At 71.0% G+C, this 21,095-nt stretch carries 17 protein-coding genes; 10 read left to right on the top strand and 7 right to left on the bottom strand.

The window, feature by feature from the left end:
- Positions 1 to 12: 12 nt before the first annotated feature.
- From MRBLMI12_RS19370 to MRBLMI12_RS19380, 3 genes are read right to left on the bottom strand one after another with little or no spacing between them, the layout of a single operon-like run.
- Positions 13 to 1,497, bottom strand: coding sequence for a sensor histidine kinase (locus MRBLMI12_RS19370; protein ID WP_349426831.1), 1,485 nt, complete (start codon positions 1,495 to 1,497; stop codon positions 13 to 15).
- Positions 1,498 to 1,520: 23 nt separating this feature from the next.
- Positions 1,521 to 2,822 carry an AAA family ATPase gene (locus MRBLMI12_RS19375; RefSeq protein ID WP_363357845.1) on the bottom strand — a complete coding sequence of 434 codons (1,302 nt, stop codon included), beginning with the start codon at positions 2,820 to 2,822 and terminating at the stop codon, positions 1,521 to 1,523.
- Positions 2,823 to 2,830: 8 nt separating this feature from the next.
- On the bottom strand, positions 2,831 to 3,463 hold the full coding sequence (locus MRBLMI12_RS19380; RefSeq protein ID WP_363357846.1) for a hypothetical protein: 633 nt from the start codon (positions 3,461 to 3,463) through the stop codon (positions 2,831 to 2,833).
- Positions 3,464 to 3,562: 99 nt separating this feature from the next.
- On the opposite strand from MRBLMI12_RS19380, the gene MRBLMI12_RS19385 reads away from it, so the two are divergent.
- Positions 3,563 to 3,844, top strand: a complete 282-nt coding sequence (locus MRBLMI12_RS19385; protein ID WP_363357847.1) for a helix-turn-helix domain-containing protein — start codon at positions 3,563 to 3,565, stop codon at positions 3,842 to 3,844.
- Positions 3,845 to 3,988: 144 nt separating this feature from the next.
- On the opposite strand, the gene MRBLMI12_RS19390 is transcribed toward MRBLMI12_RS19385, so the two are convergent.
- Entirely contained in the window at positions 3,989 to 4,597 is a 609-nt protein-coding gene (locus tag MRBLMI12_RS19390) for a hypothetical protein (RefSeq protein WP_363357848.1), read from the bottom strand.
- A gap of 150 nt (positions 4,598 to 4,747) precedes the next feature.
- Between MRBLMI12_RS19390 and MRBLMI12_RS19395 the strand changes: the two genes are divergently transcribed.
- On the top strand, positions 4,748 to 5,185 hold the full coding sequence (locus tag MRBLMI12_RS19395) for an Rv3235 family protein (protein WP_308868367.1): 438 nt from the start codon (positions 4,748 to 4,750) through the stop codon (positions 5,183 to 5,185).
- A gap of 74 nt (positions 5,186 to 5,259) precedes the next feature.
- Here the strand turns inward: MRBLMI12_RS19395 and MRBLMI12_RS19400 are convergent, their stop codons facing one another.
- The 3 genes from MRBLMI12_RS19400 to secA all read right to left on the bottom strand — a co-directional run bounded on the left by MRBLMI12_RS19400 (position 5,260) and on the right by secA (position 10,006).
- A complete protein-coding gene (locus MRBLMI12_RS19400) occupies positions 5,260 to 5,616 on the bottom strand; it encodes a hypothetical protein (RefSeq protein WP_363357849.1) in 357 nt (118 codons plus the stop codon).
- 74 nt (positions 5,617 to 5,690) lie between these two features.
- The gene (locus MRBLMI12_RS19405) at positions 5,691 to 6,917 is read right to left on the bottom strand and encodes a pyridoxal phosphate-dependent aminotransferase (RefSeq protein ID WP_349426824.1); all 1,227 of its coding nucleotides are present in this window, start codon (positions 6,915 to 6,917) and stop codon (positions 5,691 to 5,693) included.
- 251 nt (positions 6,918 to 7,168) lie between these two features.
- Positions 7,169 to 10,006 (bottom strand): preprotein translocase subunit SecA, encoded by a 2,838-nt coding sequence (gene secA, locus MRBLMI12_RS19410; RefSeq protein ID WP_349426822.1) that lies wholly within the window; start codon positions 10,004 to 10,006, stop codon positions 7,169 to 7,171.
- Between the two features lie 232 nt (positions 10,007 to 10,238).
- On the opposite strand from secA, the gene MRBLMI12_RS19415 reads away from it, so the two are divergent.
- From MRBLMI12_RS19415 to MRBLMI12_RS19450, 8 genes are all read left to right on the top strand, one after another.
- Positions 10,239 to 11,168, top strand: coding sequence for an efflux RND transporter periplasmic adaptor subunit (locus MRBLMI12_RS19415; RefSeq protein WP_363357850.1), 930 nt, complete (start codon positions 10,239 to 10,241; stop codon positions 11,166 to 11,168).
- Entirely contained in the window at positions 11,156 to 12,067 is a 912-nt protein-coding gene (locus tag MRBLMI12_RS19420) for an ABC transporter ATP-binding protein (protein ID WP_414686237.1), read from the top strand. Before MRBLMI12_RS19415 ends, MRBLMI12_RS19420 begins: the two co-directional genes overlap by 13 nt.
- The gene (locus MRBLMI12_RS19425; protein WP_363357852.1) at positions 12,064 to 13,275 is read left to right on the top strand and encodes an ABC transporter permease; all 1,212 of its coding nucleotides are present in this window, start codon (positions 12,064 to 12,066) and stop codon (positions 13,273 to 13,275) included. Before MRBLMI12_RS19420 ends, MRBLMI12_RS19425 begins: the two co-directional genes overlap by 4 nt.
- Positions 13,276 to 13,310: 35 nt before the next feature.
- Complete coding sequence (locus tag MRBLMI12_RS19430; protein WP_363357853.1) at positions 13,311 to 13,928, top strand: PadR family transcriptional regulator; 618 nt, start codon at positions 13,311 to 13,313, stop codon at positions 13,926 to 13,928.
- Positions 13,925 to 14,641 (top strand): ABC transporter ATP-binding protein, encoded by a 717-nt coding sequence (locus MRBLMI12_RS19435; protein ID WP_363357854.1) that lies wholly within the window; start codon positions 13,925 to 13,927, stop codon positions 14,639 to 14,641. The genes MRBLMI12_RS19430 and MRBLMI12_RS19435 overlap by 4 nt, the downstream gene beginning before the upstream one ends.
- Positions 14,641 to 17,508 (top strand): ABC transporter permease, encoded by a 2,868-nt coding sequence (locus tag MRBLMI12_RS19440; protein WP_363357855.1) that lies wholly within the window; start codon positions 14,641 to 14,643, stop codon positions 17,506 to 17,508. The genes MRBLMI12_RS19435 and MRBLMI12_RS19440 overlap by 1 nt, the downstream gene beginning before the upstream one ends.
- Positions 17,509 to 17,803: 295 nt before the next feature.
- Positions 17,804 to 19,588: a DEAD/DEAH box helicase gene (locus tag MRBLMI12_RS19445; RefSeq protein WP_349429107.1), complete on the top strand. Its 1,785-nt coding sequence runs from the start codon at positions 17,804 to 17,806 to the stop codon at positions 19,586 to 19,588.
- Between the two features lie 131 nt (positions 19,589 to 19,719).
- Positions 19,720 to 21,081, top strand: coding sequence for a hypothetical protein (locus MRBLMI12_RS19450; protein WP_363357856.1), 1,362 nt, complete (start codon positions 19,720 to 19,722; stop codon positions 21,079 to 21,081).
- The last annotated feature ends 14 nt before the right edge of the window (positions 21,082 to 21,095 follow it).

The following is a 21,095-nucleotide window of genomic DNA, read 5'->3' on the forward strand; positions in this document are numbered from 1 at the left end:
TCCGCCTCGGCGTCAGCTCCTGGCGCGCTCGATGTAGCGCAGCGGGATGTCGATCGTGACCTCGGTGCCGCTGCCCATGATCGTGTGCCAATCGATCGTGCCGCCCAGCTCGCCCTGGATGAGGGTGCGGACGATCTGCGTGCCCAGACCGCGGCCGACCTGACCTTCGGGAAGACCCGAGCCGGTGTCGCGGACGCGCACCTCGAGGCGGTCGTCGCCGCGTTCGGCGATGATCTCGACGTCACCCTCCTGGCCGGCCAAGCCATGCTCGACCGCGTTCGTGACGAGCTCGGTGAGCGCGAGAGCGAGTGGCGTCGCGTACTCGCTCGGCAGCGTGCCGAAGCGACCGGTCGAATGCGTGCGCGCCCGGGTGTTGGGAGCGGCCGCGACTTCGGCGACCAGCTTCAGCACGCGGGCGAAGACCTCGTCGAAATCGACGTTCTGCGCGAGGCCCTCCGAGAGCGTGTCGTGCACGACCGCGATGGCCGACACACGCCGCATGGCCTGCGTCAGTGCTTCGCGCGCCTCTTCGGTGTGCGAGCGGCGGGCCTGGATGCGCAGCAGCGAGGCGACCGTCTGCAGATTGTTCTTGACGCGATGGTGGATCTCGCGGATCGTCGCGTCCTTGGTGATGAGCTCCTGCTCCTGGTGGCGGATCTCGGTCACGTCGCGGCACAGCACGATGGCGCCGATGCGCGTGCCCTTGTCGCGGAGCGGGATCGTCCGCAGCGACACCGTGACGCCCCGCGCCTCGAGGTCGGCGCGCCAGGGCGCGCGCCCCGTGACGACGACCGGCAGGGACTCGTCGAACTGGCGCTTCGTCGGCAGGATGCCGGTCACGACCTCGACGAGGGACTCCCCCTCGAGCTCGTCGTCGAAGCCGAGGCGGTTGAACGCCGAGAGCGCGTTGGGGCTCGCGAAGGTCGTGATGCCGTCGACGTCGAGCCGGACGAGTCCGTCGGACGCGCGGGGCGCGCCGCGGCGCGGCGAGGTGGGCGCGGCGAGGTCGGGGAAGTCGCCGGACGCGATCATGCCGAACAGGTCGTCGGCGCAGTCGTTGAAGGTGATCTGCTGGCGCGACGGGATGCGCGCCTCCCCCAGGTTCGTGTGCCGGGTGAGCACGCCGATCACCGTGACCGTCGTTCCGGCCTTGCGCGCGACGGGCACCGCTCGCACCCGTGTCGGCGTCTCTTCGAACCAGTCCGGCGACGCGGAGTCGACGATGCCGCCTGTCTGGAACGCCTCGCGCACCTGCGTGCGCCACTGCGGCCGCACCCGGTCGCCGACGATGTCACGGTAGAACAGCGTCGCGGCGCCGCCCGGTCGCGTGTGGGCGACCGCGACGAACGAGTCATCGGATGTCGGCACCCACAGCACGATGTCGGCGAACGCCAGATCGGCGAGGAGCTGACCATCCCCCGCGAGACGGTGCAGCCACTCCACGTCCTCTTCACTGGAGCGGCCCTGGGCGTAGACGAGATCGCTGAGGGTCGACACCCGTCTAGCCTAGGGCGCTGAGCTCAGGCGACCGGCGCACCGACCGTGGCGGCCTCGTCGGCACCCGCTCGCGCGGCCCGGCGGCCGCGAGCCCCGATGCCACGATGTCGGCCGGTGGCCGGGCGCTGCGGCTCCGGTGCGGGCACGACGGCCTCACCGACGAATCGTCGCAGCGCGAGGGTGAGCGGAGAGCGCGGCGCGACCTCTGCGATGGGAAGCGACGCGAGGATCGCGGCATCCGTCGATCTCGGATCCTGCGGGAGGAACCACACGTCCTCGACGCCGCCGAACCGGTCGAGCGTGCGTCGCACCTGCCCACGGGCATCGATGCCCAGGGTGCCGGGCCGCAGCCGATTCGCCACGACCGCCACCGGCGTCGCCCCGATGGTCGCGCGCAGGTCGGCGTGCCCGCGGAGGAACCGGGCGATGCCGACCGGGTCGGCGGAGACCACGGCCACGACCAGATCGGCGCTCCGCAGGGCGGCGAGGGTGGCGGCGTTGCGCCGCGGACCGTCGAGGTCGCTCACGATCTCCTCGTCGCGCTCGAGCGAGGACGCCACGTCGACGACCGTGTAGTCGGCCCATTCACGGCAGGCTGCGAGCGCGGCGGCGACCCGCCGGTCGCTCAGCTCGGGCCAGCGCGACGGGCGGTTGATGCCGGTGAGCACGTCGACGCCGGTGCGGCCGAGCGGCACCGCGATGCGGGTGAGTTCGCGGACGTCGAGACCGCCGAGCTCGGCCTGCCGGCAGGCCGCGGCGAAACCCGGCCCCTCGTCGGCGAGGCCGAGTGTGAGAGCGAGGGACGGCGCGTGCGTGTCGGCGTCGACGAGTCCCACGTGGCGGCCGCCGCGCGCGAGCTCGACAGCCAGCTCGGTCGCGACGGTGGAGCGTCCGGGCGCCCCGGACGGACCCCAGACAGCGATCACTCTCGGCTGCGAGCGTGGTTCCCGCGGCGGCGCAGCCGCAGTCGTGGGACCGATCGAGAGCGCCTCGGCGATGCTCCACGGTTCGGCGTGCCGGTTCAGCGGCGCCTCCAGCCCGCACGCCGCGGCCACGCGCTCCCCCGCAGCGTCCTCGACGAGCGGTACGACACGCGTCCCCGCCCGGTCGCACAGCGCGACCACGGTGGGCGACATCGTGGCGCGCGACACCGAGACGACCAGGGCGTCGGCGTCGGCGAGCGCGCGCAGCAGCGCCTCGCCGTCGTCGCCCAGCATCCCATCTGCCGCGGCGAGCGCGGGAGCCGCGGCCGCGACCTCGGCGATGACGTCGATCCCCTCGCGACGCAGTCCCTCGACGAGGAGCACGGCGTCGTCGACGGCCACCACGACCCTCACGAGCCGGCGCCCGTCGTCGGCACGATGGAGAGTGCGGACTCGTCGGCCATCGCTGCCAGCGTCGCCGCGACATCGGCGCGTGGAATGACGATTTCGAGCGCAGCGGCGCCGCCGCCGATCATCGAGTCGTCGCGCGTGACCGAGACGACAGTGGCGTCGGCGACGAGGATGCGCGGCTCGTCGTACGCACCCTGCTCCAGGAGCGGTGCGGACCACAGTTCGACGACCGTGCCCGCCTCGACCGAGGCCGGAACGTCGACGGCGCTGCGGACGACGACGCTGGTGGTGCGGGCGGCGGCCGGGTCGCCCACGGAGGCCACGGGCACGAGTTCGCCCGACTCGATCGTGCGGGTCGCGACCTGAGCCTCATCGAGGTCGTCGGCGGTGAGGTAGGTGCCCGCCAACGACCCGAGCGCGACGTCGACGACCTTGAGGTCGCCGGTGCCGATCGTCTCGCCCGGCACGATCGTGTGCGCTGCCGCGTACACCGGCACGGTCTGCCGTGCGGCCGAGACGACCAGCCAGACGCCGACGACGGATGCCGCCACGAGCAGCACACCGAGGAAGAAGCGCGCGTCGCCCCAGAAGGCTCGTCGGGGGGTGCGGACAGGGTCGCTGTGGGCCGTCATGGCACCCATCGTCGCCGACTCGGCGCGTCGGCGTCGGGCGTTATCCACAGCCCCTCCGGGCCCCTGCCCGTACTCCGGAGGCGGGTCCATAATGGGGGCATGTCCGATGACCCGACGTCGAACGTGCGTCTGCTCGCCCCTGCCCAGGTGGGCGAGGTGCTCGGCGTCTCCGTCGACGAGGTCATGGCACTCGTGCACGAAGGACGGCTCCGCGGTTTTCGGGTCGGGTCCCCCGCGCGCTGGCGCGTGGATGCGGCGAGCATCGACGAGTACCTCGACGACCAGGCCGAGGAGGCACGGCGGATGGCGCTGTGGCGCCAGTCGCAGACGGCGAGCTTCCCCGAATTGTGGGGCAGCGGCATCGTCCGCCGACCGGACTGAGCACGCGGAGACCGGCACAGACCATCGACCCGGCCCGCCGGCGCGGCGCCGCAGACGCGGGCCGCGGGGCAGCCGAGCGCGGCGCCGTAGACGCGGGCCGGACGGCCCGCCCGTCGGTTAGACGCCGTCGACGGTCTGGCGGGCTCAGGGCAGCGCCGGCGCCTCGTCCGCCCGCAGCCACGCGATCGCGACGAACGGCACCAGACGGTAGCCCGCGACGGCGTCGGTGCGCCGTGGCGCGCCGGGCTCATGCAGCGCGAGGTCCAGATGATCCGCGCCTGCGCGGTCGATCGTGCCGGTCAGCACGCGTCCCGACACGAGGTGCAGCGCGACGCCGGCCCGGCGCCGCACGAGGTCGCGCAGCACGAACCCGAAGGTCAGGCGGTCGGCGAGCGGCGACCGCGGGGGCGCAGGGCGGGCGGTGCGCAGCAGGTCGGCATGCGGCATCCCGATCGAGGAGATCGCCGCGAACGGCACGATCACCGCACCGGCCGGGCCCTCGGCGAGCGCCAGCGAGACCCAGTCCGCACCCACACCGGTGACACTCGCGCGCACGCTGGTGCCGTCGGCGAGGTCGAACGATGCGACCACCGGTACGCCAGGATCGCGCGCCGTCAGCAGCGTCAGTCTCTCCGTCAGCTGCACCCGCGACAGCCGCAGTCGCTCGGCCTCGGTGTCGAGCGCGGCCCGTTCCGCCTCCCATTCGGAGGCGAGCTGATCCTCGAGATCGTCGAAGAAGCGGTCCCAGCGCACTCAGTGAGAGTAGGACACGTCAGGCGATCGGGCCCCGAGTTATCCACAGGTGGAGCCGCTCGATTTTTCCTGTGAGTTCGCCGTGTGTTCTACTGTCCGGAAGACATCCCCCTGTCGAGAGAAGACATCCCCCTGTCGAGATAGGCACCCATGGCAACGACGCCCGCGGGCACCGCCCGCGCACCACACGCGTTCCGCAGCACGCAGCTCGCAGAGTTCTTCGCGCCGCAGCGGACGCCTTCCACCGCCCTCCCCCTTCCGGAACCCTTCCTGCGCAACCTCACGCTCGGCGTGCTCGAGGTCTTCGCCGGAGTCCGCGAGGTCGATCAGCTGGCCCGCTGGCTCACCGAAGACGCCTACCGCAAGCTCGTCACGCGCGCGAACCTCGCGACGCGTGCGCGCAGCGCACGCGGTGTCGCGGCGAAGCGGCCGGTGCACACGATCCTGTCCGTGCACGAGTCCTCGCCCGCCGACGGCATCGTCGAAGCGGTCGTCGTGGTCCGCGGTCCCGCGCGTACGCGCGCGCTCGCCGTGAGGATCGAGGGTATGGACGGGCGCTGGCGCGCCACCTCCCTCGCCCTCCTCTAGCGCACCCCTGAGCCGCGCCCCGACCCGGGGCGCACGCGACGACGGAGCCGGTCCCGACGATGCGGCCGGCCCCGTCAGTCCTTGTCGTCCTTGTCGATGAGGTCGAGGAGCGTCCGCAGTGCGTCGCGGATCTCGTAGTGGTCGTACTGGCCGGCCCGGCTCTCCGCCGAGATCACCCCTGAGCGGTGCACGCGCGTGAAGTCGCCGAACGGGAACGAGTACGCCTGCTTCGTCTCCTCGTTCTCCCGCCGGTCGACGCCGAGATGCCAGTGGGAGTACTCGGTCCATCCTTCTCGCTCGATGAACGAGTTCTCCTCATCGGCTGTGGGTGCCGCCTCCGACCAGTCGTCGCGCTCATCGCGCACGACCTTGCCGTCCCGGATGAGCGCTCGCGCGTGGCGCAGCGCCGGCTGGTTCAGTTCGATGGCCATGTCGCGACGCTACGTCGCGCGCTGTCCGCCGGCGAGGGTCTTGACGGATGCCGCGGCCGGCGGCACCCTACGCCTCACTGCCGGTACGACGACAGGAAGTTGCCGAGGCGTTCGATCGCCTCCGACAGCACGCGGGCCTCGGGCAGCGTCACGATGCGCAGGTGATCGGGAGTCGGCCAGTTGAAGCCCGTCCCCTGGACGAGCAGCACGTGCTCGGCGACGAGGAAGTCGTAGACGAGCTTGGCGTCGTCGCGGATCTCGTGCACGTTCGGGTCGAGTCGCGGGAACGCGTAGAGAGCGCCCTTCGGCTTGGAGCACGTGACGCCGGGGATGCGCTCGAGGCCCTCCCACGCGGCGTCCCGCTGCTCGTGGAGCCGGCCCTCGGGGGCGATGAGCGCGTCGATCGACTGCACCCCTGACAGCGCCGCCTGCACCGCGTGCTGCGCGGGGACGTTGGGGCACAGCCGCGTCGAGGCGAGCAGCTGGATGCCCTCGAGGAAGCCTGCGGCGTGGCGCTTGGGTCCCGTGATCACGAGCCAGCCGGACCGGTAGCCCGCGACCCGATAGGTCTTGGACAGGCCGTTGAAGGTGAGGCACAGCAGGTCGGGCGCGAGTGTCGCGAGGGGGATGTGCTGGGCGTCGTCGAAGAGGATGCGGTCGTAGATCTCGTCGGACAGCAGCAGCAGCGAGTTCTCGCGCGCGATCTCGATGATGCCCTCGAGCACCTCGCGGGTGTACACCGCCCCTGTCGGGTTGTTGGGGTTGATCACGACGATCGCCTTGGTGCGCGGCGTCACCTTCGCGCGGATGTCTTCGAGATCCGGCTGCCAGTCGTCGTCGGGGTCGCAGCGGTAGTGCACGGGGGTGCCGCCGGCGAGACTCGTCATCGCGGTCCACAGCGGGTAGTCCGGCGCCGGGATGAGGACCTCGTCGCCCTCGTCGAGCAGTGCCTGCATCGTCATCGTGATGAGCTCCGAGACCCCGTTGCCGAGGTAGACGTCGTCGGGGTCGAACTGCGGGAATCCGGGCACCTGCTCGTACCGCGACACCACGGCGCGCCGCGCCGACATGATGCCCTTGCTGTCGCTGTAGCCGTGCGCGTGCGGGACCGCCTCGATCATGTCGCGGACGATCTGGAACGGCGCCTCGAAGCCGAACACCGCCGGGTTGCCGGTGTTCAGCTTGAGGATCGTGTAGCCCTCGTCCTCCAGCCGGTCTGCCTCGGCCAGTGCCTGCCCGCGGATCTCGTAGAGAACGTTCTGGAGCTTGCTCGACTGGTCGAGGGTACGGAGGGGACTCATCGCATCAGGATATCCGCGGCCGGCGAGGGCCAATGGACGCCCCGTGGCTCGCGACCCAGGCAGTCGCGAGATCAGGTGATCTCACCGGCGTAGGACGATCTGCGCGAAATCTTCCTACCTCCGCGAAATCACCTGATCTGGAGGCGTGGATGCCGCGAGCCGGCGTCGAAGCGCGGCCGACGTCGACGAGGCCGGTCGTGGAGACGGGATGCCTCGGTTCGACGTCGTACGCCGTGCCGAGGCATCCTCCCCTACTTCTTGCGCTGCTCGGCGGCGCGGCGCTGGGCGCGGTTGAGCGGAGCCTGCTGCGCGGCCGGGGCCTCGCCGTCCGTGCGCTGGCCGAAGGCACCGCGCTGCGGCTCGGCGGCGGGCTGCGCCTGAGGCTGCGCGGGTGCGGCGGCAGCGGCCGCGGCCGCCTGACGCAACTGCGTCGCCGCCTGCTGCACCTGCCCGCGATCGTTGCGCACCTCGACCTCGCCGGCGTCGTTGGCCGCGGTGTACTGCAGGCGCTGGCCTTCGACCGGCTGGGCGCCCAGGCCCTTGGCCTCGACCTGCGTGACCTGCTCGGCACCGGCTTCGCCCTGACGGCGCACCTCGACCTCGAGGTTGTAGAGGTAGCCGACCGACTCCTCCTTGATCTGCCCCATCATCGCCTGGAACATCTGGTAGCCCTCGCGCTGGTACTCGATGAGCGGGTCGCGCTGGGCCATGGCACGCAGGCCGATGCCGTCCTTCAGGTAGTCCATCTCGTACAGGTGATCGCGCCAGCGGCGGTCGAGCACCTGCAGCACCACGCGGCGCTCGAGCTCGCGCGTCGCAGCCTCGCCGAGCGTGGTCTGACGAGTCTCGTACGCGATCCGGGCATCGGAGAGGATCTCGCGCTTGAGGCCCTCCGCCGTGATGCCGCCCTTGCGACCGGCGGCCTCCGCGACGACCTCGTCGATCGTGACGCCGACCGGGTATAGCGTCTTCAACTCGGTCCACAGGGCGTCGAAGTCCCAGTTCTCGCTGTGCCCCGACCCGGTGTGGTCGTCGATCACGGTGTTGATCGCGTCTTCGATGAAGTGCTGCACGCGGTCGGCGATGTCGTCGCCGTGCAGGATGTGGCGGCGGTCCGAGTAGATCGCCTCGCGCTGCCGGTTGAGGACGTCGTCGTACTTGAGGACGTTCTTGCGGATCTCGGCGTTGCGCGCCTCGACCTGGCTCTGCGCGGACTTGATCGCGCGCGTGACCATGCCCGACTCGATCGCGACGTCGTCGGGGAAGTTCGTCCGGGCGATGATCGCCTCTGCCGCACCCGACTGGAAGAGCCGCATCAGGTCATCGGTGAGCGACAGGTAGAAGCGGCTCTCACCGGGGTCGCCCTGACGGCCCGAGCGACCGCGCAGCTGGTTGTCGATGCGGCGCGACTCGTGGCGCTCGGTGCCGAGCACGTACAGGCCGCCGGCCTCGACGACCTTGGTGGCCTCCGACGCGACGTGGTCGCGGGTCGCCTCGTAGACAGAACCCCACGCGGCCTCGTACTCCTCGGGCGTCTCCTCCGGGTCGAGGCCCTTGGCCTTGAGCTCCTGCACCGCGAGGAACTCGGCGTTTCCGCCGAGCATGATGTCGGTGCCGCGGCCGGCCATGTTCGTGGCGACGGTGACGGCGCCCAGGCGGCCGGCGCGGGCGACGATCTCGGCCTCACGCGCGTGGTTCTTGGCGTTGAGGACCTCGTGCTTGATGCCCTTCTTCGCGAGCAGACGCGACAGATACTCGCTCTTCTCGACGCTGACGGTGCCGACGAGCACCGGCTGGCCGGATTCGTGACGCCGGGCGATGTCTTCGACGACCTGGTCGAACTTGGCCGTCTCGTTCTTGTAGACGAGGTCAGCCTGGTCCTTGCGGATCATCGGCTTGTTCGTCGGGATCGGCACGACACCCAGCTGATAGGTCGACATGAACTCGGCCGCCTCGGTCTCGGCCGTACCTGTCATGCCGGCGAGCTTGTCGTAGAGACGGAAGTAGTTCTGGAGCGTGACGGTGGCGAGCGTCTGATTCTCGGCCTTGACCGGCACGGCCTCCTTGGCCTCGATCGCCTGGTGGATGCCCTCGTTGTAGCGGCGCCCGACCAGGATTCGGCCGGTGTGCTCGTCGACGATCATGACCTCGTCGTTCATCACGACGTAGTCGGTGTCGCGCTTGAAGAGCGCGAGCGCCTTGATGGAGTTGTTGAGGAACGAGATGAGCGGGGTGTTCGCCGACTCGTACAGGTTGTCGATGCCGAGGTAGTCCTCGACCTTCTCGATGCCGGGCTCGAGCACGCCGATGGTGCGCTTCTTCTCGTCGACCTCGTAGTCGACGCCGGCCTCGAGCGTCTTGGCGATCTTGGCGAACTCGACGAACCAGCGGTTCGCCTCGCCCGACGAGGGCCCCGAGATGATCAGCGGTGTGCGAGCCTCGTCGATGAGGATCGAGTCGACCTCGTCGACGATCGCGTAGAAGTGGCCCCGCTGCACGAGGTCCTCCTTGCGCCACGCCATGTTGTCGCGCAGGTAGTCGAAGCCGAACTCGTTGTTCGTGCCGTATGTGATGTCGGCGTTGTACTGCTCGCGACGCACCTCGGGCGTCTGGCCGGCGACGATGGTGCCGGTGGTCATGCCGAGCGCGCGATAGATGCGGCCCATCAGTTCGGACTGGTACGACGCCAGGTAGTCGTTGACCGTGACGACGTGGACGCCTTCGCCGGCGATGGCGTTCAGGTAGACGGGGAAGGCGCCGGTGAGCGTCTTGCCCTCACCGGTCTTCATCTCGGCGATGTTGCCGAGGTGCAGGGCCGCGCCGCCCATGATCTGCACGTCGTACGCGCGCTGGCCGAGAGTGCGCTTGGCCGCCTCGCGCACCGCGGCGAAGGCCTCGGGCATGAGGTGGTCGAGAGTCTCGCCTGCCTGGTAGCGCGCCCGCAGCTCAGCGGTCTCGCCCCGGAGCTCTTCGTCGGTGAGCTGCTCGTAGTCCTCTTCCAGGGCGCCGACGGCCTTCACGACCTGCTGGAGCCGCCGGAGGATGCGGCCCTCACCGGCGCGAAGCAGTTTCTCGAGGGGGTTGGCCACGGAGTGTCTCCATCTTCAGGCTTTCGGGTGCGGCTGCGACGCCGCCGGTGCCGCCCGGGCGCATGGCCCCAGGCATACCTGCCTATGTTATCCACCCGTGACCTTGGTGTGCGCTGGGTGTGGAAGCGCACCCACCCCGCGACGCGCCGGTCGCGGCATCCGTTTGTTGCATTCCGGGTATGCATATACTCGGTGACTACATACTCGGTATGCCCCGATGGAGAGGTGCGGAATGGTTGTCTGGCGGCGGTGGGTCTTCCCGATCCTGATGGTGGTCATCCTCGGTGCGGCAGCGGCCGCGCTGGTCAAGATCGCGTTCTTCCCCGACGCTGCACCGGCAGCCGCTGTCGAGCCCTCCGCGCAGATCGCCGATCCCGTCGTGGCGGTGGAGCGCGGAGAGGTCGCGAACGCGCTGAGCCTGCCGGGCACGATCGCGCGCGACACCGCCTACGCCGTCCGCTCCGAGGTGGACGGCACCGTCACCGCCGTGCACGTCGGCGAGGGCCAGTCCGTGGCGGCGGGGCAGAAGCTCTTCACGATCAAGCAGGCCGACCCTGTCAAGAGCATCGACGTCGTCGCCCCCGAGGCCGGTGAGGTCACTGAGCTCGCCGTGGTGAAGGGCCAGCCCGCGTCGATCGGCGGCGAGCTGGCGACGCTCACCCCGGCGCGCTACCACGTGCAGGCCACGGTCGAACCGGTGCAGCTGTACCGCCTGCAGGGCGCGCCCGCCGAGGGAGCGGTGACGATCCAGGGCGGCCCCGCGCCGTTCACGTGCACGGGGCTGAAGGTCGAGGTCGCCGAGGACGGCACGACGACGGTCACCTGCGCGGTGCCGGCCGACCAGACCGTGTTCGCGGGACTGCAGGCCCAGCTCGACATCGACCTCGGCACGGTGTCGGAGGTGCTCGTCGTGCCCACGACCGCCGTCAAGGGCGGCGCCGGCACGGGCGTCGTGTGGGTGGATGCCGGCACCGGCGAGCTCGAGGAGCGGGATGTCGCGCTCGGTGTCAGCGATGGCACGATCGTCGAGGTGACGACAGGCCTCGAGGAGGGCGAGCAGGTGCGCCAGTACGTCCCGGGCGTCGCCGCCGACGACGAGCCGGTCTGCTACGACGACGGCATGGGCGGCGAGTACTGCGAGCCGCAGGGATGGAACTGGTGAGCCTCGTCCGGCTCGAAGGGGTCGCGAAGCACGTGCTGCTCCCCGACGACACGCGGCTCGACATCCTGCGGGGCATCGACCTGGAGATCGGGGCGGGCGATCACGTCGCCATCGTCGGACGCAGCGGCTCGGGCAAGTCGACGCTCCTCAATCTGATGGGGATGCTCGACGCACCGTCGGAGGGCAGCGTCGCCTTCCGGGGCGAGCCGGTTCGCCGGATGCGCAAGGCGCGGCTCGACCGGCTCCGCGGGCGCAACGTCGGGTTCGTGTTCCAGCAGTTCAATCTCCTCGCCGGGCGGACCGCCCTCGAGAACGTGATGATGCCGCTCGGCTACGCGCGCGGTCGCGAGTTCTGGACGCGCCGCACCGCCGCGACCCGCATGCTCGAGCGCGTCGGCCTCGGCCATCGCATCGAGTCCACCCCCGAGCAGCTCTCCGGCGGCGAGCAGCAGCGCGTGGCCATCGCACGCGCGCTCGTGCGCCGCCCCGCGCTCATCCTGGCCGACGAGCCCACGGGGGCGCTCGACGTCGAGACGGGGTCATCGGTCATGGCGCTCCTCGACGAGATCGCCTCCGAGGCCGACGCGGCACTGGTCACCATCACCCACGACCTGAACGTCGCCGCCCGCGCCCGGCGTCACTACCGGCTGGACGCCGGGGTGCTCACCGCCTTTGCGCTCGACCTGCCGGCGAACGCCGCCGCCGCGGACGCGTCGGGCCTCGCCGCGAACGTCGACGACGGGACGGATGCCGCCACCGCGGTCGCAGCCGCCGGCGCTGTCGAGACGCACCCCGGCAGGGACCTCGCAGCCGATGTCGACGCCGATGATGTCGAGGCGGAGCCCGACGCCGTCTCCGAGGCCGACCCCGCGCCCGACCCGATCGGAGCGCCCTCATGAGCGGCCTGGTCGGTGCCCTGGGCGAGGCATGGTCGGAGATCCGCCACCACAAGCTGCGCGTGCTGCTGAGCCTCATCGGCATCGCCGTCTCGGTCGCGGCGATCACGGCGGTCGTCGCCCTCAGCGAGTATCAGCAGCAGCAGATGGCGGAGCAGTCCGACCGATTCGGAGGCCGTCCCGCGACGCTCCAGTTCACCGCGAACAGCTCCGACGGCGCACCGATGGACTGGGAGGCGTTCGGCGCCCACGTCGACCGGGTGGCCGAGCGGTACGAGTTCTCGCACCTGACCCGACTCGTGGATCCGGTGATGCTGTCGCTGCAGACTCCGGAGCAGGTGCGACAGGTGCCGACGCGGCTCGTCGACCCGGCGTACCCGGTGATCCATCGCACGCCGCTCCTCGAGGGGCGCTGGTTCACCGCTGCCGACGTCGAGCTCGTCTCTCCCCCGATCGTCATCACCGAGGCGCTGTGGGACGTCTACGGTCGCCCCGACCTCGGAACCGGGTTCGCACTGCAGGTCGGGGGCGATGCCGGCGGGACGTACACCGTGGTCGGAGTGACGCCGCGGGAGTACACCGGCGACGAAGACAAGCACCTGACGATGCTGTACGAGGACTACACCGCGCAGAGCGGCATCCTTCCCCCCGACATGGCGATCATGTGGGAGACGTGGGTTCCCGAAGAGATGGCGGCGGAGATCGGCCCCGTCCTCGCCGCCGATCTCCGGGCGGGCCTGGACGCCGGTGTCGAGGTCATGGTGAGCCGCACCGACTGGGCGTCGCGACCGGATCAGGCGCAGTACGCGCAGACGTTCGAGCTGGTCACCGGCGGGATCGCGGGCCTCGTGCTGCTGCTCGGCGGTCTCGGCCTCGTCAACATCCAGCTCGTCGCGATGCGCCAGCGCATCCGCGAGATCGGCGTCCGCCGCAGCTTCGGCGCGACCGGCAGCCGCATCTTCTCATCCGTGATGCTCGAGTCGGTCGTCGCGACGGCGGTCGCGGGCGTGGTCGGCATCGCCATCGCCGTCGCCGTCCTCAAGGCCCCGTTCGTGCTCGAGATGTTCCAGGGGATGCAGGACGTCCCGCCGTTCCCGATGCGCGCGGCCCTGACCGGTCTCGTCGCCGCCGTGGCGATCGGCGCGCTCGCCGGGTTCATCCCCGCCCTCGTCGCGGTGCGTTCGAACGTCATCGACGCGCTGCGCTTCTGACGCGATTCCGTCACCTCCGACCCGAAGGAGCTCCCGTGTCCGTCCGACAGAGTCTGCTCGCCATCCTCGATCAAGGTCCGTGCTACGGCTACCAGCTGCGCGCCGAGTTCGACCGCCGCACCGGGTCCACCTGGCCGCTCAACGTCGGTCAGATCTACAACACGCTCGACCGCCTCGAACGCGACGGCCTCGTCGAGAAGGGAGACATCGACGAACAGGGCCATGTCTACTGGCAGATCACGGATGCCGGAGCCGCCGAGGCGCACGCCTGGCTGAGCTCGCCGGTCCAGCGCAGCCAGGGCACCCGCGACGAGCTGGCGATCAAGCTGGCCGTCGCCGCGACTCTCCCCGGCGTCGACGTCTCGGACATCATCCAGACGCAGCGCCGCGCGTCACTCACCCAGCTGCAGGAGCTCAACCGGGCCAAGTACGCGGGTGCGAACCCCGACGGGCCCGAGGAGCTCGCCTGGTCGCTCGTCGTCGACTCCATGATCTTCGCCGCCGAGGCCGAGGTGCGCTGGCTCGATCATTCCGAGCAGCGTCTGGCGCTGCATCCCGATCACGCGATGGCACTGCAGCTGTCGACGGACAAGCCCAAGCGCGGCCGCCCCGCGAAGGAGTCGCCGGTCGAACCCGTCGAGACGGCGCGATGACCGACACGGTGCTGCGGCTCATCGGCGTCACGCAGCAGTACGGCACGGGTGCCACCGCCGTCTCAGCTCTCTCGGGCGTCGACCTCGAGGTGTGCCGCGGCGAACTGGTCGCGGTGATGGGACCGTCGGGATCGGGCAAGTCCACGCTGCTGGCGATCTCGGGCGGGCTGGCGATCCCCACGACGGGCGAAGTCGTCGTGGAAGGCGCCTACCTCAGCGAGCAGTCGCCGAAGCAGCTGGCACGCCTGCGGCGACGTTCGCTCGGCTTCGTGTTCCAGGACTTCAACCTCATCCCGACGCTCACGGCGCTGGAGAACGTCACGCTGCCGCTGGAGCTGGACGGGTTCCGCACCCGGGTCGCCCGTCGCGCCGGACGCGATGCGCTCGCATCGGTCGGCCTCGAGGCCAAGGCGGACGCGTATCCCGACGACCTGTCGGGCGGCCAGCAGCAGCGCGTCGCCATCGCACGGGCCGTCGTCGGCGGCCGCCGTCTGATCCTCGCGGACGAGCCGACCGGCGCACTCGACTCGGTGACCGGCGAGCTCGTGCTGAAGATGCTTCGCGCGCGGGTGGATGCCGGAGCCGCCGGCATCCTGGTCACCCACGAAGCCCGCCATGCCGCCTTCGCCGACCGCATCGTGTTCCTCCGCGATGGCCGGATCATCGACGAGTCCCGCCGCGCCGGCGCGGAGTCCCTGCTCGCCGGGCCGTGATGACGGGGGTTCTCGAGGCGCCCGTCGAGGCGAGCGTGAGACAGGAGGCTTCAGCGCTGCGTGCGCGCGGGGGCGGATGGTCGCGGTGGCGCGTCGCGGCGCTGCTGGCTCGCCGGCAGGTGCGCCGCACCAGGCTGTCGAGCCTGCTGATCGCGACACTCGTGGCGCTTCCCATCGCCGCGATGACCGCCTACGGCATCTTCGCCGCGAGCACTCTCGGCGCGCCAGAAGACAGATTGCGGGCCGAGCTGGGTGAGATGCAGGCGTGGATCACTCCCGCCGGCGTCCCGGGCGAGGGGTTCTGGCAAGCGCCCACGCAGCCGCAGTGGACGGGTTATCCGGCGGGCGACGACGGCAGCTGGGAGCTGCCCGACGGACCGATCGCCGACGACCCGACCGACGCGCTGCCGGCCGGCACCGAGACGGTCCTCCTCACCAGCGCGAGCGCGCGCATCGAGACGCGCGACGGCGTGGGTCTCGTCGCGGCGTGGACGGGCGACGCCTGGGACCCGCGATTCTCGGGTGCGTTCGACATCGTCGACGGCGAGCGTCCGACGAGCGCGACCGAGGCGATGGTGACTCCGGCAACCCTCGAACGGCTGGACGTCGGTATCGGCGAGGATCTGACGCTCGCCGACGGCGCGGGCACCTTCGAGATCGTAGGAACGCTGGATGCCGCGATCCTGCCCGATGCCGCCAGTGCGGTGTTCCTGCCGGGCACCGCCGAACTGCGAGGCGTGATCGGCGGCGAGCGACGCTGGTATCTGCCCGCACTCGCCCTGTCGTGGGAGGGCGTGCAGGCGCTCAACGAAGACGGCGTCGTCGCGTACTCGCGCGCAGTGGTGCTCGATCCGCCGACCGCGCTGCGCGAAGAGGTGCGCGGCTCGGTGCTGGACCAGTGGGCGAGCGTGTGGCCGATCGTGCTCGTGATCTCGGCGGGCGGACTGTTCGCGGCCTATGTCGTGGTCATGCTCGCGGGCGCCGCGTTCGCGGTGACGGCACGCCGTCAGCAGCGGTCGCTCGCCGTGGCCGCGAGCGTCGGAGCGAATCGCGGCGATCTGTCGCGGATCGTCCTGCTCCAGGGCACGACGCTCGGCGCACTCGGCGGCCTCATCGGGCTCATCCTCGGCGTCGGAACAGCGGCACTGGTCGTCGCGCTCACGGCCGACGGGAGCGCCACGCAGTACTGGGGCTTCCACGTGCCCTGGCCGGGGCTCGCCGCCATCTTCGTGTTCGCGATCGTGGTGGGCACCGCGGCAGCCTTGGTCCCGGCTCGCACGGTCGCGAGGACCGACGTCCTCCGCGCGCTGAGTGGCGCTCGGCGCCCGCAGAAGCCGGGAGTGGCGCGGCCGGTGTGGGGATCCATCGTGCTGGTCGTCGGCGTCGCGGTGACGATCGCGTGCGCCGTCGTGGTCGCCGCGGTGAACGTCTCCGACCTCCCGGGCGACTCCCCGCTGCGATACATCCCGGCGTTCGGCATCGTCGTCGGTCCGATCCTCACGCAGGTGGGCATCCTCATGTCGGGCGGCTGGCTCCTGTGGATGACGTCCCGGATCCTCTCCCGCGTGGGGCTCGCGGCCAGGATCGCGTCGCGGGATGCCGCCTCTAATGCGGGGCGCACGGTGCCGGCGTTCGCGGCCATCGCCGCGACGGTGTTCATCGGGGTGTTCGCGGTCGGGCAGTCCTCGATGCAGACGGCTCAGAACGCGCGCACCTGGTACTACGCCGCCCCTCCCGGGAGTCTCTCGATCAACATCTGGCCGGGTGCCGCCGGCACGACGGGGCTGGTCGACCCCGACGCGGCGGAAGACGGCAGGGACGCCGCGGTGGACGTCGCGGAGGATACGGGCGCCACCGATCTCGCCGTCGTCGCGCGGCAGCAGCCGAGTCACTGGAACTACGGCTTGCCGGAAGAGGTGCCGGACGAGCTCACCCTCGCGATCGCCCTGCTTCCCCCGCAGCACCTGCTCGATCCTGAGCGGGACGACAGCTTCACCTCGAACGGCCAGGATCCCGACAATCCGCTGTCCGTGGTGGAACCCGCGGATCTGGAGACGGTGCTCGGCATCACACTGACTGCCGGTCAGCGTGACGCCTACCGCGACGGCGCGGCGATCGTGGCGGACGAGCGCTTCGTCACGGACGGCGAGATCTCGATCGCGGCATGGTCAGGCGGCGACCTCATCGATGGGATGCCGAGCAACGTCTGGATACCGTCGTCGGGCCGGCGAATCGCCGACCCCGCATGGACGGAGCAGGTCGACGCGATCGTCGTCGACGCACCGCGGCAGCCGACCGCGATCGCCATCGCCCCGGCCACGGCGGTTCGACTCGGCATCGCCGCCGTTCCCGAACGCGTGATCGCCTCGCTCGAGGCGCCGCTGTCGACGCAGGAGCGCGACCGCCTCCAGGCTCAGGTCGAGCTCGCGAGCGGTGAGGACTTCACGCTCGCGCAGACCGTCGAGGCGGGGCCACCGAGCGACGCCACCTGGATGGTCCCGCTGCTGTCCGTCGTGACCGTCCTCGTGCTCGGCGCGAGCGCCGTCGCCCTGGGGCTGGCCCGCTTCGAACGGCGGCCCGACGACGCGACGCTCGCGGCCGTCGGCGGGACGCCGGTGCTGCGCCGGAACGTCGGATTCTGGCAGGGCCTCATCATCGCGGGCTTCGGCACGATCGCAGGCGCCATCGCCGGCATCCTGCCGCCCATCGGCTTCGCGATCCAGTCGCAGGGCGCTCTTCTGCTCGCCGACATCCCGTGGCAGGTACTGGGTGCGTTTTGTCTCGGCCTGCCGCTCGCGATCGCACTCGTGAACTGGCTCGTGCCACCGCGGCACCCCGACCTCACCCGCCGCACCGCGATCACCTGACGTATCGGTCCCCGCTGCGACGTCGCGGTTCGGGCCACCGTCGCCGCACGCTCCTGCGGGCCGCGCCGCCTCCGTTTCGAATTCAGGTGATTTCGCCGGGGTAGGACCGTTTCGGCGCAGACCGTCCTACCTCCGCGAAATCACCTGATCTGGGACCGCGGATGCCGCAGCTCACGGCGTCCGAGATCGCGCGGGAAGCGGCATCCTGTCGCCTCCCAGGCGGGTCCCGCTACGCTTAACTGTGCACACAGACGCCGATCAGATCGAAGTCGAGGCTCAGACCGAGCCCGCAGCGATGACCTTCTCCGACCTCGGGCTCAGCCAGCCCGTCCTCAAGGCGCTGAAGGGCATCGGCTACGAGACGCCTTCGGCGATCCAGGCGGCCACCATCCCGACGCTCCTCGGCGGGCGCGATGTCGTGGGCATGGCGCAGACCGGAACGGGTAAGACCGCCGCGTTCGCGCTGCCGATCATCGACCGGCTCGACCTGTCGCAGAAGACCCCGCAGGCGCTCGTGCTCGCCCCCACGCGCGAGCTCGCGCTGCAGGTGTGCGAGGCGTTCGAGAAGTACGCCGGCCACCTGAAGGACGTGCACGTCCTCCCCGTCTACGGCGGCCAGGGCTACGGCGTGCAGCTGTCCGCTCTCCGACGCGGCGTGCACATCGTCGTCGGAACGCCGGGCCGCATCATCGACCACCTCGAGAAGGGCACTCTCGACCTCTCTGCGCTGCAGTACCTGGTCCTCGACGAGGCCGACGAGATGCTGAAGATGGGCTTCGCCGAGGACGTCGAGACCATCCTCGCCGAGACTCCCGCCACCAAGCAGGTCGCCCTGTTCTCGGCGACCATGCCCGCTCAGATCCGACGGATAGCGTCCCAGTACCTGCGCGACCCCGAAGAGATCACGGTCAAGTCCAAGACCCAGACCTCGGCGAACATCTCGCAGCGCTACCTCATCACGGCGTGGCAGCAGAAGATGGACGCCCTCACGCGCATCCTCGAGGTCGAGAACTTCGACGGCATGATCGTCTTCGGCCGGACGCGCAGCGTCACCGAGGAGATCGCCGAGAAGCTCCGCGCACGCGGCTACTCCGCCGCCGCCATCAACGGCGACATCGCCCAGCCGCAGCGCGAGAAGACGGTCAACCAGCTGAAGTCGGGCAAGCTCGACATCCTGGTCGCGACCGACGTCGCCGCCCGTGGCCTGGACGTCGAGCGCGTCTCGCACGTCGTCAACTACGACATCCCGACGGATGCCGAGTCCTACGTCCACCGCATCGGCCGCACCGGTCGCGCCGGCCGCAGCGGCGACGCCATCAGCTTCGTCACGCCGCGCGAGCGCGGCCTGGTCAAGATGATCGAGCGCGCCACCCGTCAGCAGCTCACCGAGATCCCGCTGCCCAGCGTCGACGAGGTGAACGTGACCCGCCTCTCGCGCTTCGACGACCGCATCACCGCCGCCCTCGGCGAGGCCGAGCGCATCGAGGCCTTCCGCGACATCGTGGCCCACTACGTCCGCAATCACGACGTTCCCGAGGCCGACGTGGCTGCCGCCCTCGCTGTGGTGGCGCAGGGCGACACGCCACTTCTCCTCGAGCCCGACGCCGAGCCTTCGCCCTCGCGAGAGCGCGCGGACCGCGGCGACCGGCCGGATCGTGGTGACCGTCCCGAGCGCGGCGAGCGCCGTGCCCCGCGCGAGGGCTTCGCGACGTACCGCATCGCCGTCGGCAAGCGCCAGCGCGTCGAGCCGCGTCAGATCGTGGGCGCACTCGCGAACGAGGGGGGCCTGCGCCGCGACGACTTCGGCGCGATCAAGATCATGCCCGACTTCTCGCTCGTCGAGCTTCCCGCGAACCTCTCGCGCGACGCCCTCGACCGGCTCGCCGACACCCGCATCTCGGGACAGCTCATCGAGCTGCGCCCCGACAGCGGCCGCCCGCAGCGCAGGACGGATGGCGCCTCTCGCCCCCGCCGCGACGACCGGGGTTCGACCAGCCGCGGCTATGGCGACTCGAGCGCCCGCGGCTCGTACGACGACCGGCCGGCGCGCAAGCCCCGGCACAAGCGCACCGACGGCTGAGAAACCCCGCCGCCACAGGTGACGGCGCGCCGGGCGATCACTCACCCGGCGCGGCGACGCTGTGCGCGAACATTGCACACCGCCGCCCGCTCGCTTCAGCTTGCTCTCAGCGGCCCCCGTAGGATCGATCCATGGCCGGATTCTGGGGCAGACGCAAGCGCGAGCAGGAAGAGCTGAACACGCAGGACGCCGATCTGGCGCGCCGCGCGCAGCAGACGCTGGTGGCAGCGGACGAGCGCCTGCGGCTCACCACAGACGAGCTCGCGTTCGCCGACGCCGAACTCGGCGCCGGTCCGACCACCGAGCTCCGCGAGGCGGTGGAGTCCGTGCGCACCCATATGCAGGAGGCGTTCCACCTGCACCAGCTGAACCACGACGAGATCCCCGACACGCCTGAAGAGCTGCGCACCCGCAACGCGCGCATCGTGCAGCTGTGCGAGTGGGCCGAGGATCTGCTCGACGACCGCACCCAGGCGCTCGCGGCGGCGATCGAGCGAGCACGTCGCGCTCCCGAAGTCATCGCGCGGGTGCGAGCGGATGCCGCTCGGCTGCGACTCCGCCTCCCCGACGCCCGTTCGACCGTCGAGCGGCTGGCGGTCCGGTACTCGGCCCACGCGCTCTCGCAGATCGAGGCGAACCCCGCCGAGGCGGAGCAGCTGCTCGGGTTCGCCGAGCACAGCGCCGGCGTCGCCGAGCGGCGCCGCGAGGCCGGACAGCGCGAGCAGGCGAACATGGCACTCGAGGCGTCGACCGAGTCGGTCCGCCGCGCCGAGACGCTGATCGACGCCGTCGAGACCTTCGAGGTCGAGGCGCTGCGCGCCGAGTCCACGCTCGCCGCGATCATCGAGGACTCCCGCGGCGACCTCGTCGTCGCCCTCCGAGAGCCCCAGTCCCCCGCCGTCAGCGCCGCGATCGCGGAGCTGCAGGCCGCTCTGGCCGCGCTTCCGGCCGCCGGCGTGAACACCGATCCGTTCGAGCAGCTCACGCGCCTGCGCGAGGCGAACGCCGGGCTGGATGCCGCGATCGCGGCCGCCCGCGAACGCGCCGCTCGTCCGATCCCACCGCTCGAGCACGTCCGGCACGCGATCGACGACGCCGATCGGCAGCTGGCTGTCTCCCGGGACGTCATCGCCGGTCACCGGGGCTGGATCGGCGCCGACGCCCGCACGCGCTTCGCCGAGGCCGAGCGCGTGCGCCTCGACCTCGACCGCTACCTCGGGGCGTCGGCTGCCGCGGTCACCACGATCGACGAGGACCACCGCGAGCAGGCGTTCGCCATGGCCCGCCGCGCAGCCTTCCTCGCGAGCGAGGCGCTGCAGCTCGCGCAGCGCGACATCGATGCCGCCCGCCCGCAGCCCGACCAGTGGGGCGGGCCGGGCTACGGTCAGCAGGGCGGCTGGGGCGGCGGTCGCCGCAGCGGCGGCAGCGACCTGATGGGCGGCATCCTCGGCGGCCTGGTGATCGGCAGCATCCTCGACGGCTTCATCGACTGACGCTGCCGCGGCCC

This window comes from Microbacterium sp. LMI12-1-1.1 (genome assembly GCF_040676455.1).
GTDB lineage: Bacteria > Actinomycetota > Actinomycetes > Actinomycetales > Microbacteriaceae > Microbacterium.

Excerpts from the sequence above, each read along its gene's own strand:
- MRBLMI12_RS19380 (WP_363357846.1), bottom strand. The coding sequence starts at position 3,463 with ATGACGGCCCACAGCGACCCTGTCCGCACCCCCCGACGAGCCTTCTGG.
- MRBLMI12_RS19385 (WP_363357847.1), top strand. The coding sequence starts at position 3,563 with ATGTCCGATGACCCGACGTCGAACGTGCGTCTGCTCGCCCCTGCCCAG.
- MRBLMI12_RS19395 (WP_308868367.1), top strand. The coding sequence starts at position 4,748 with ATGGCAACGACGCCCGCGGGCACCGCCCGCGCACCACACGCGTTCCGC.
- MRBLMI12_RS19400 (WP_363357849.1), bottom strand. The coding sequence starts at position 5,616 with ATGGCCATCGAACTGAACCAGCCGGCGCTGCGCCACGCGCGAGCGCTC.
- MRBLMI12_RS19405 (WP_349426824.1), bottom strand. The coding sequence starts at position 6,917 with ATGAGTCCCCTCCGTACCCTCGACCAGTCGAGCAAGCTCCAGAACGTT.
- MRBLMI12_RS19415 (WP_363357850.1), top strand. The coding sequence starts at position 10,239 with ATGGTTGTCTGGCGGCGGTGGGTCTTCCCGATCCTGATGGTGGTCATC.
- MRBLMI12_RS19420 (WP_414686237.1), top strand. The coding sequence starts at position 11,156 with ATGGAACTGGTGAGCCTCGTCCGGCTCGAAGGGGTCGCGAAGCACGTG.
- MRBLMI12_RS19425 (WP_363357852.1), top strand. The coding sequence starts at position 12,064 with ATGAGCGGCCTGGTCGGTGCCCTGGGCGAGGCATGGTCGGAGATCCGC.
- MRBLMI12_RS19435 (WP_363357854.1), top strand. The coding sequence starts at position 13,925 with ATGACCGACACGGTGCTGCGGCTCATCGGCGTCACGCAGCAGTACGGC.
- MRBLMI12_RS19440 (WP_363357855.1), top strand. The coding sequence starts at position 14,641 with ATGACGGGGGTTCTCGAGGCGCCCGTCGAGGCGAGCGTGAGACAGGAG.
- MRBLMI12_RS19445 (WP_349429107.1), top strand. The coding sequence starts at position 17,804 with ATGACCTTCTCCGACCTCGGGCTCAGCCAGCCCGTCCTCAAGGCGCTG.
- MRBLMI12_RS19450 (WP_363357856.1), top strand. The coding sequence starts at position 19,720 with ATGGCCGGATTCTGGGGCAGACGCAAGCGCGAGCAGGAAGAGCTGAAC.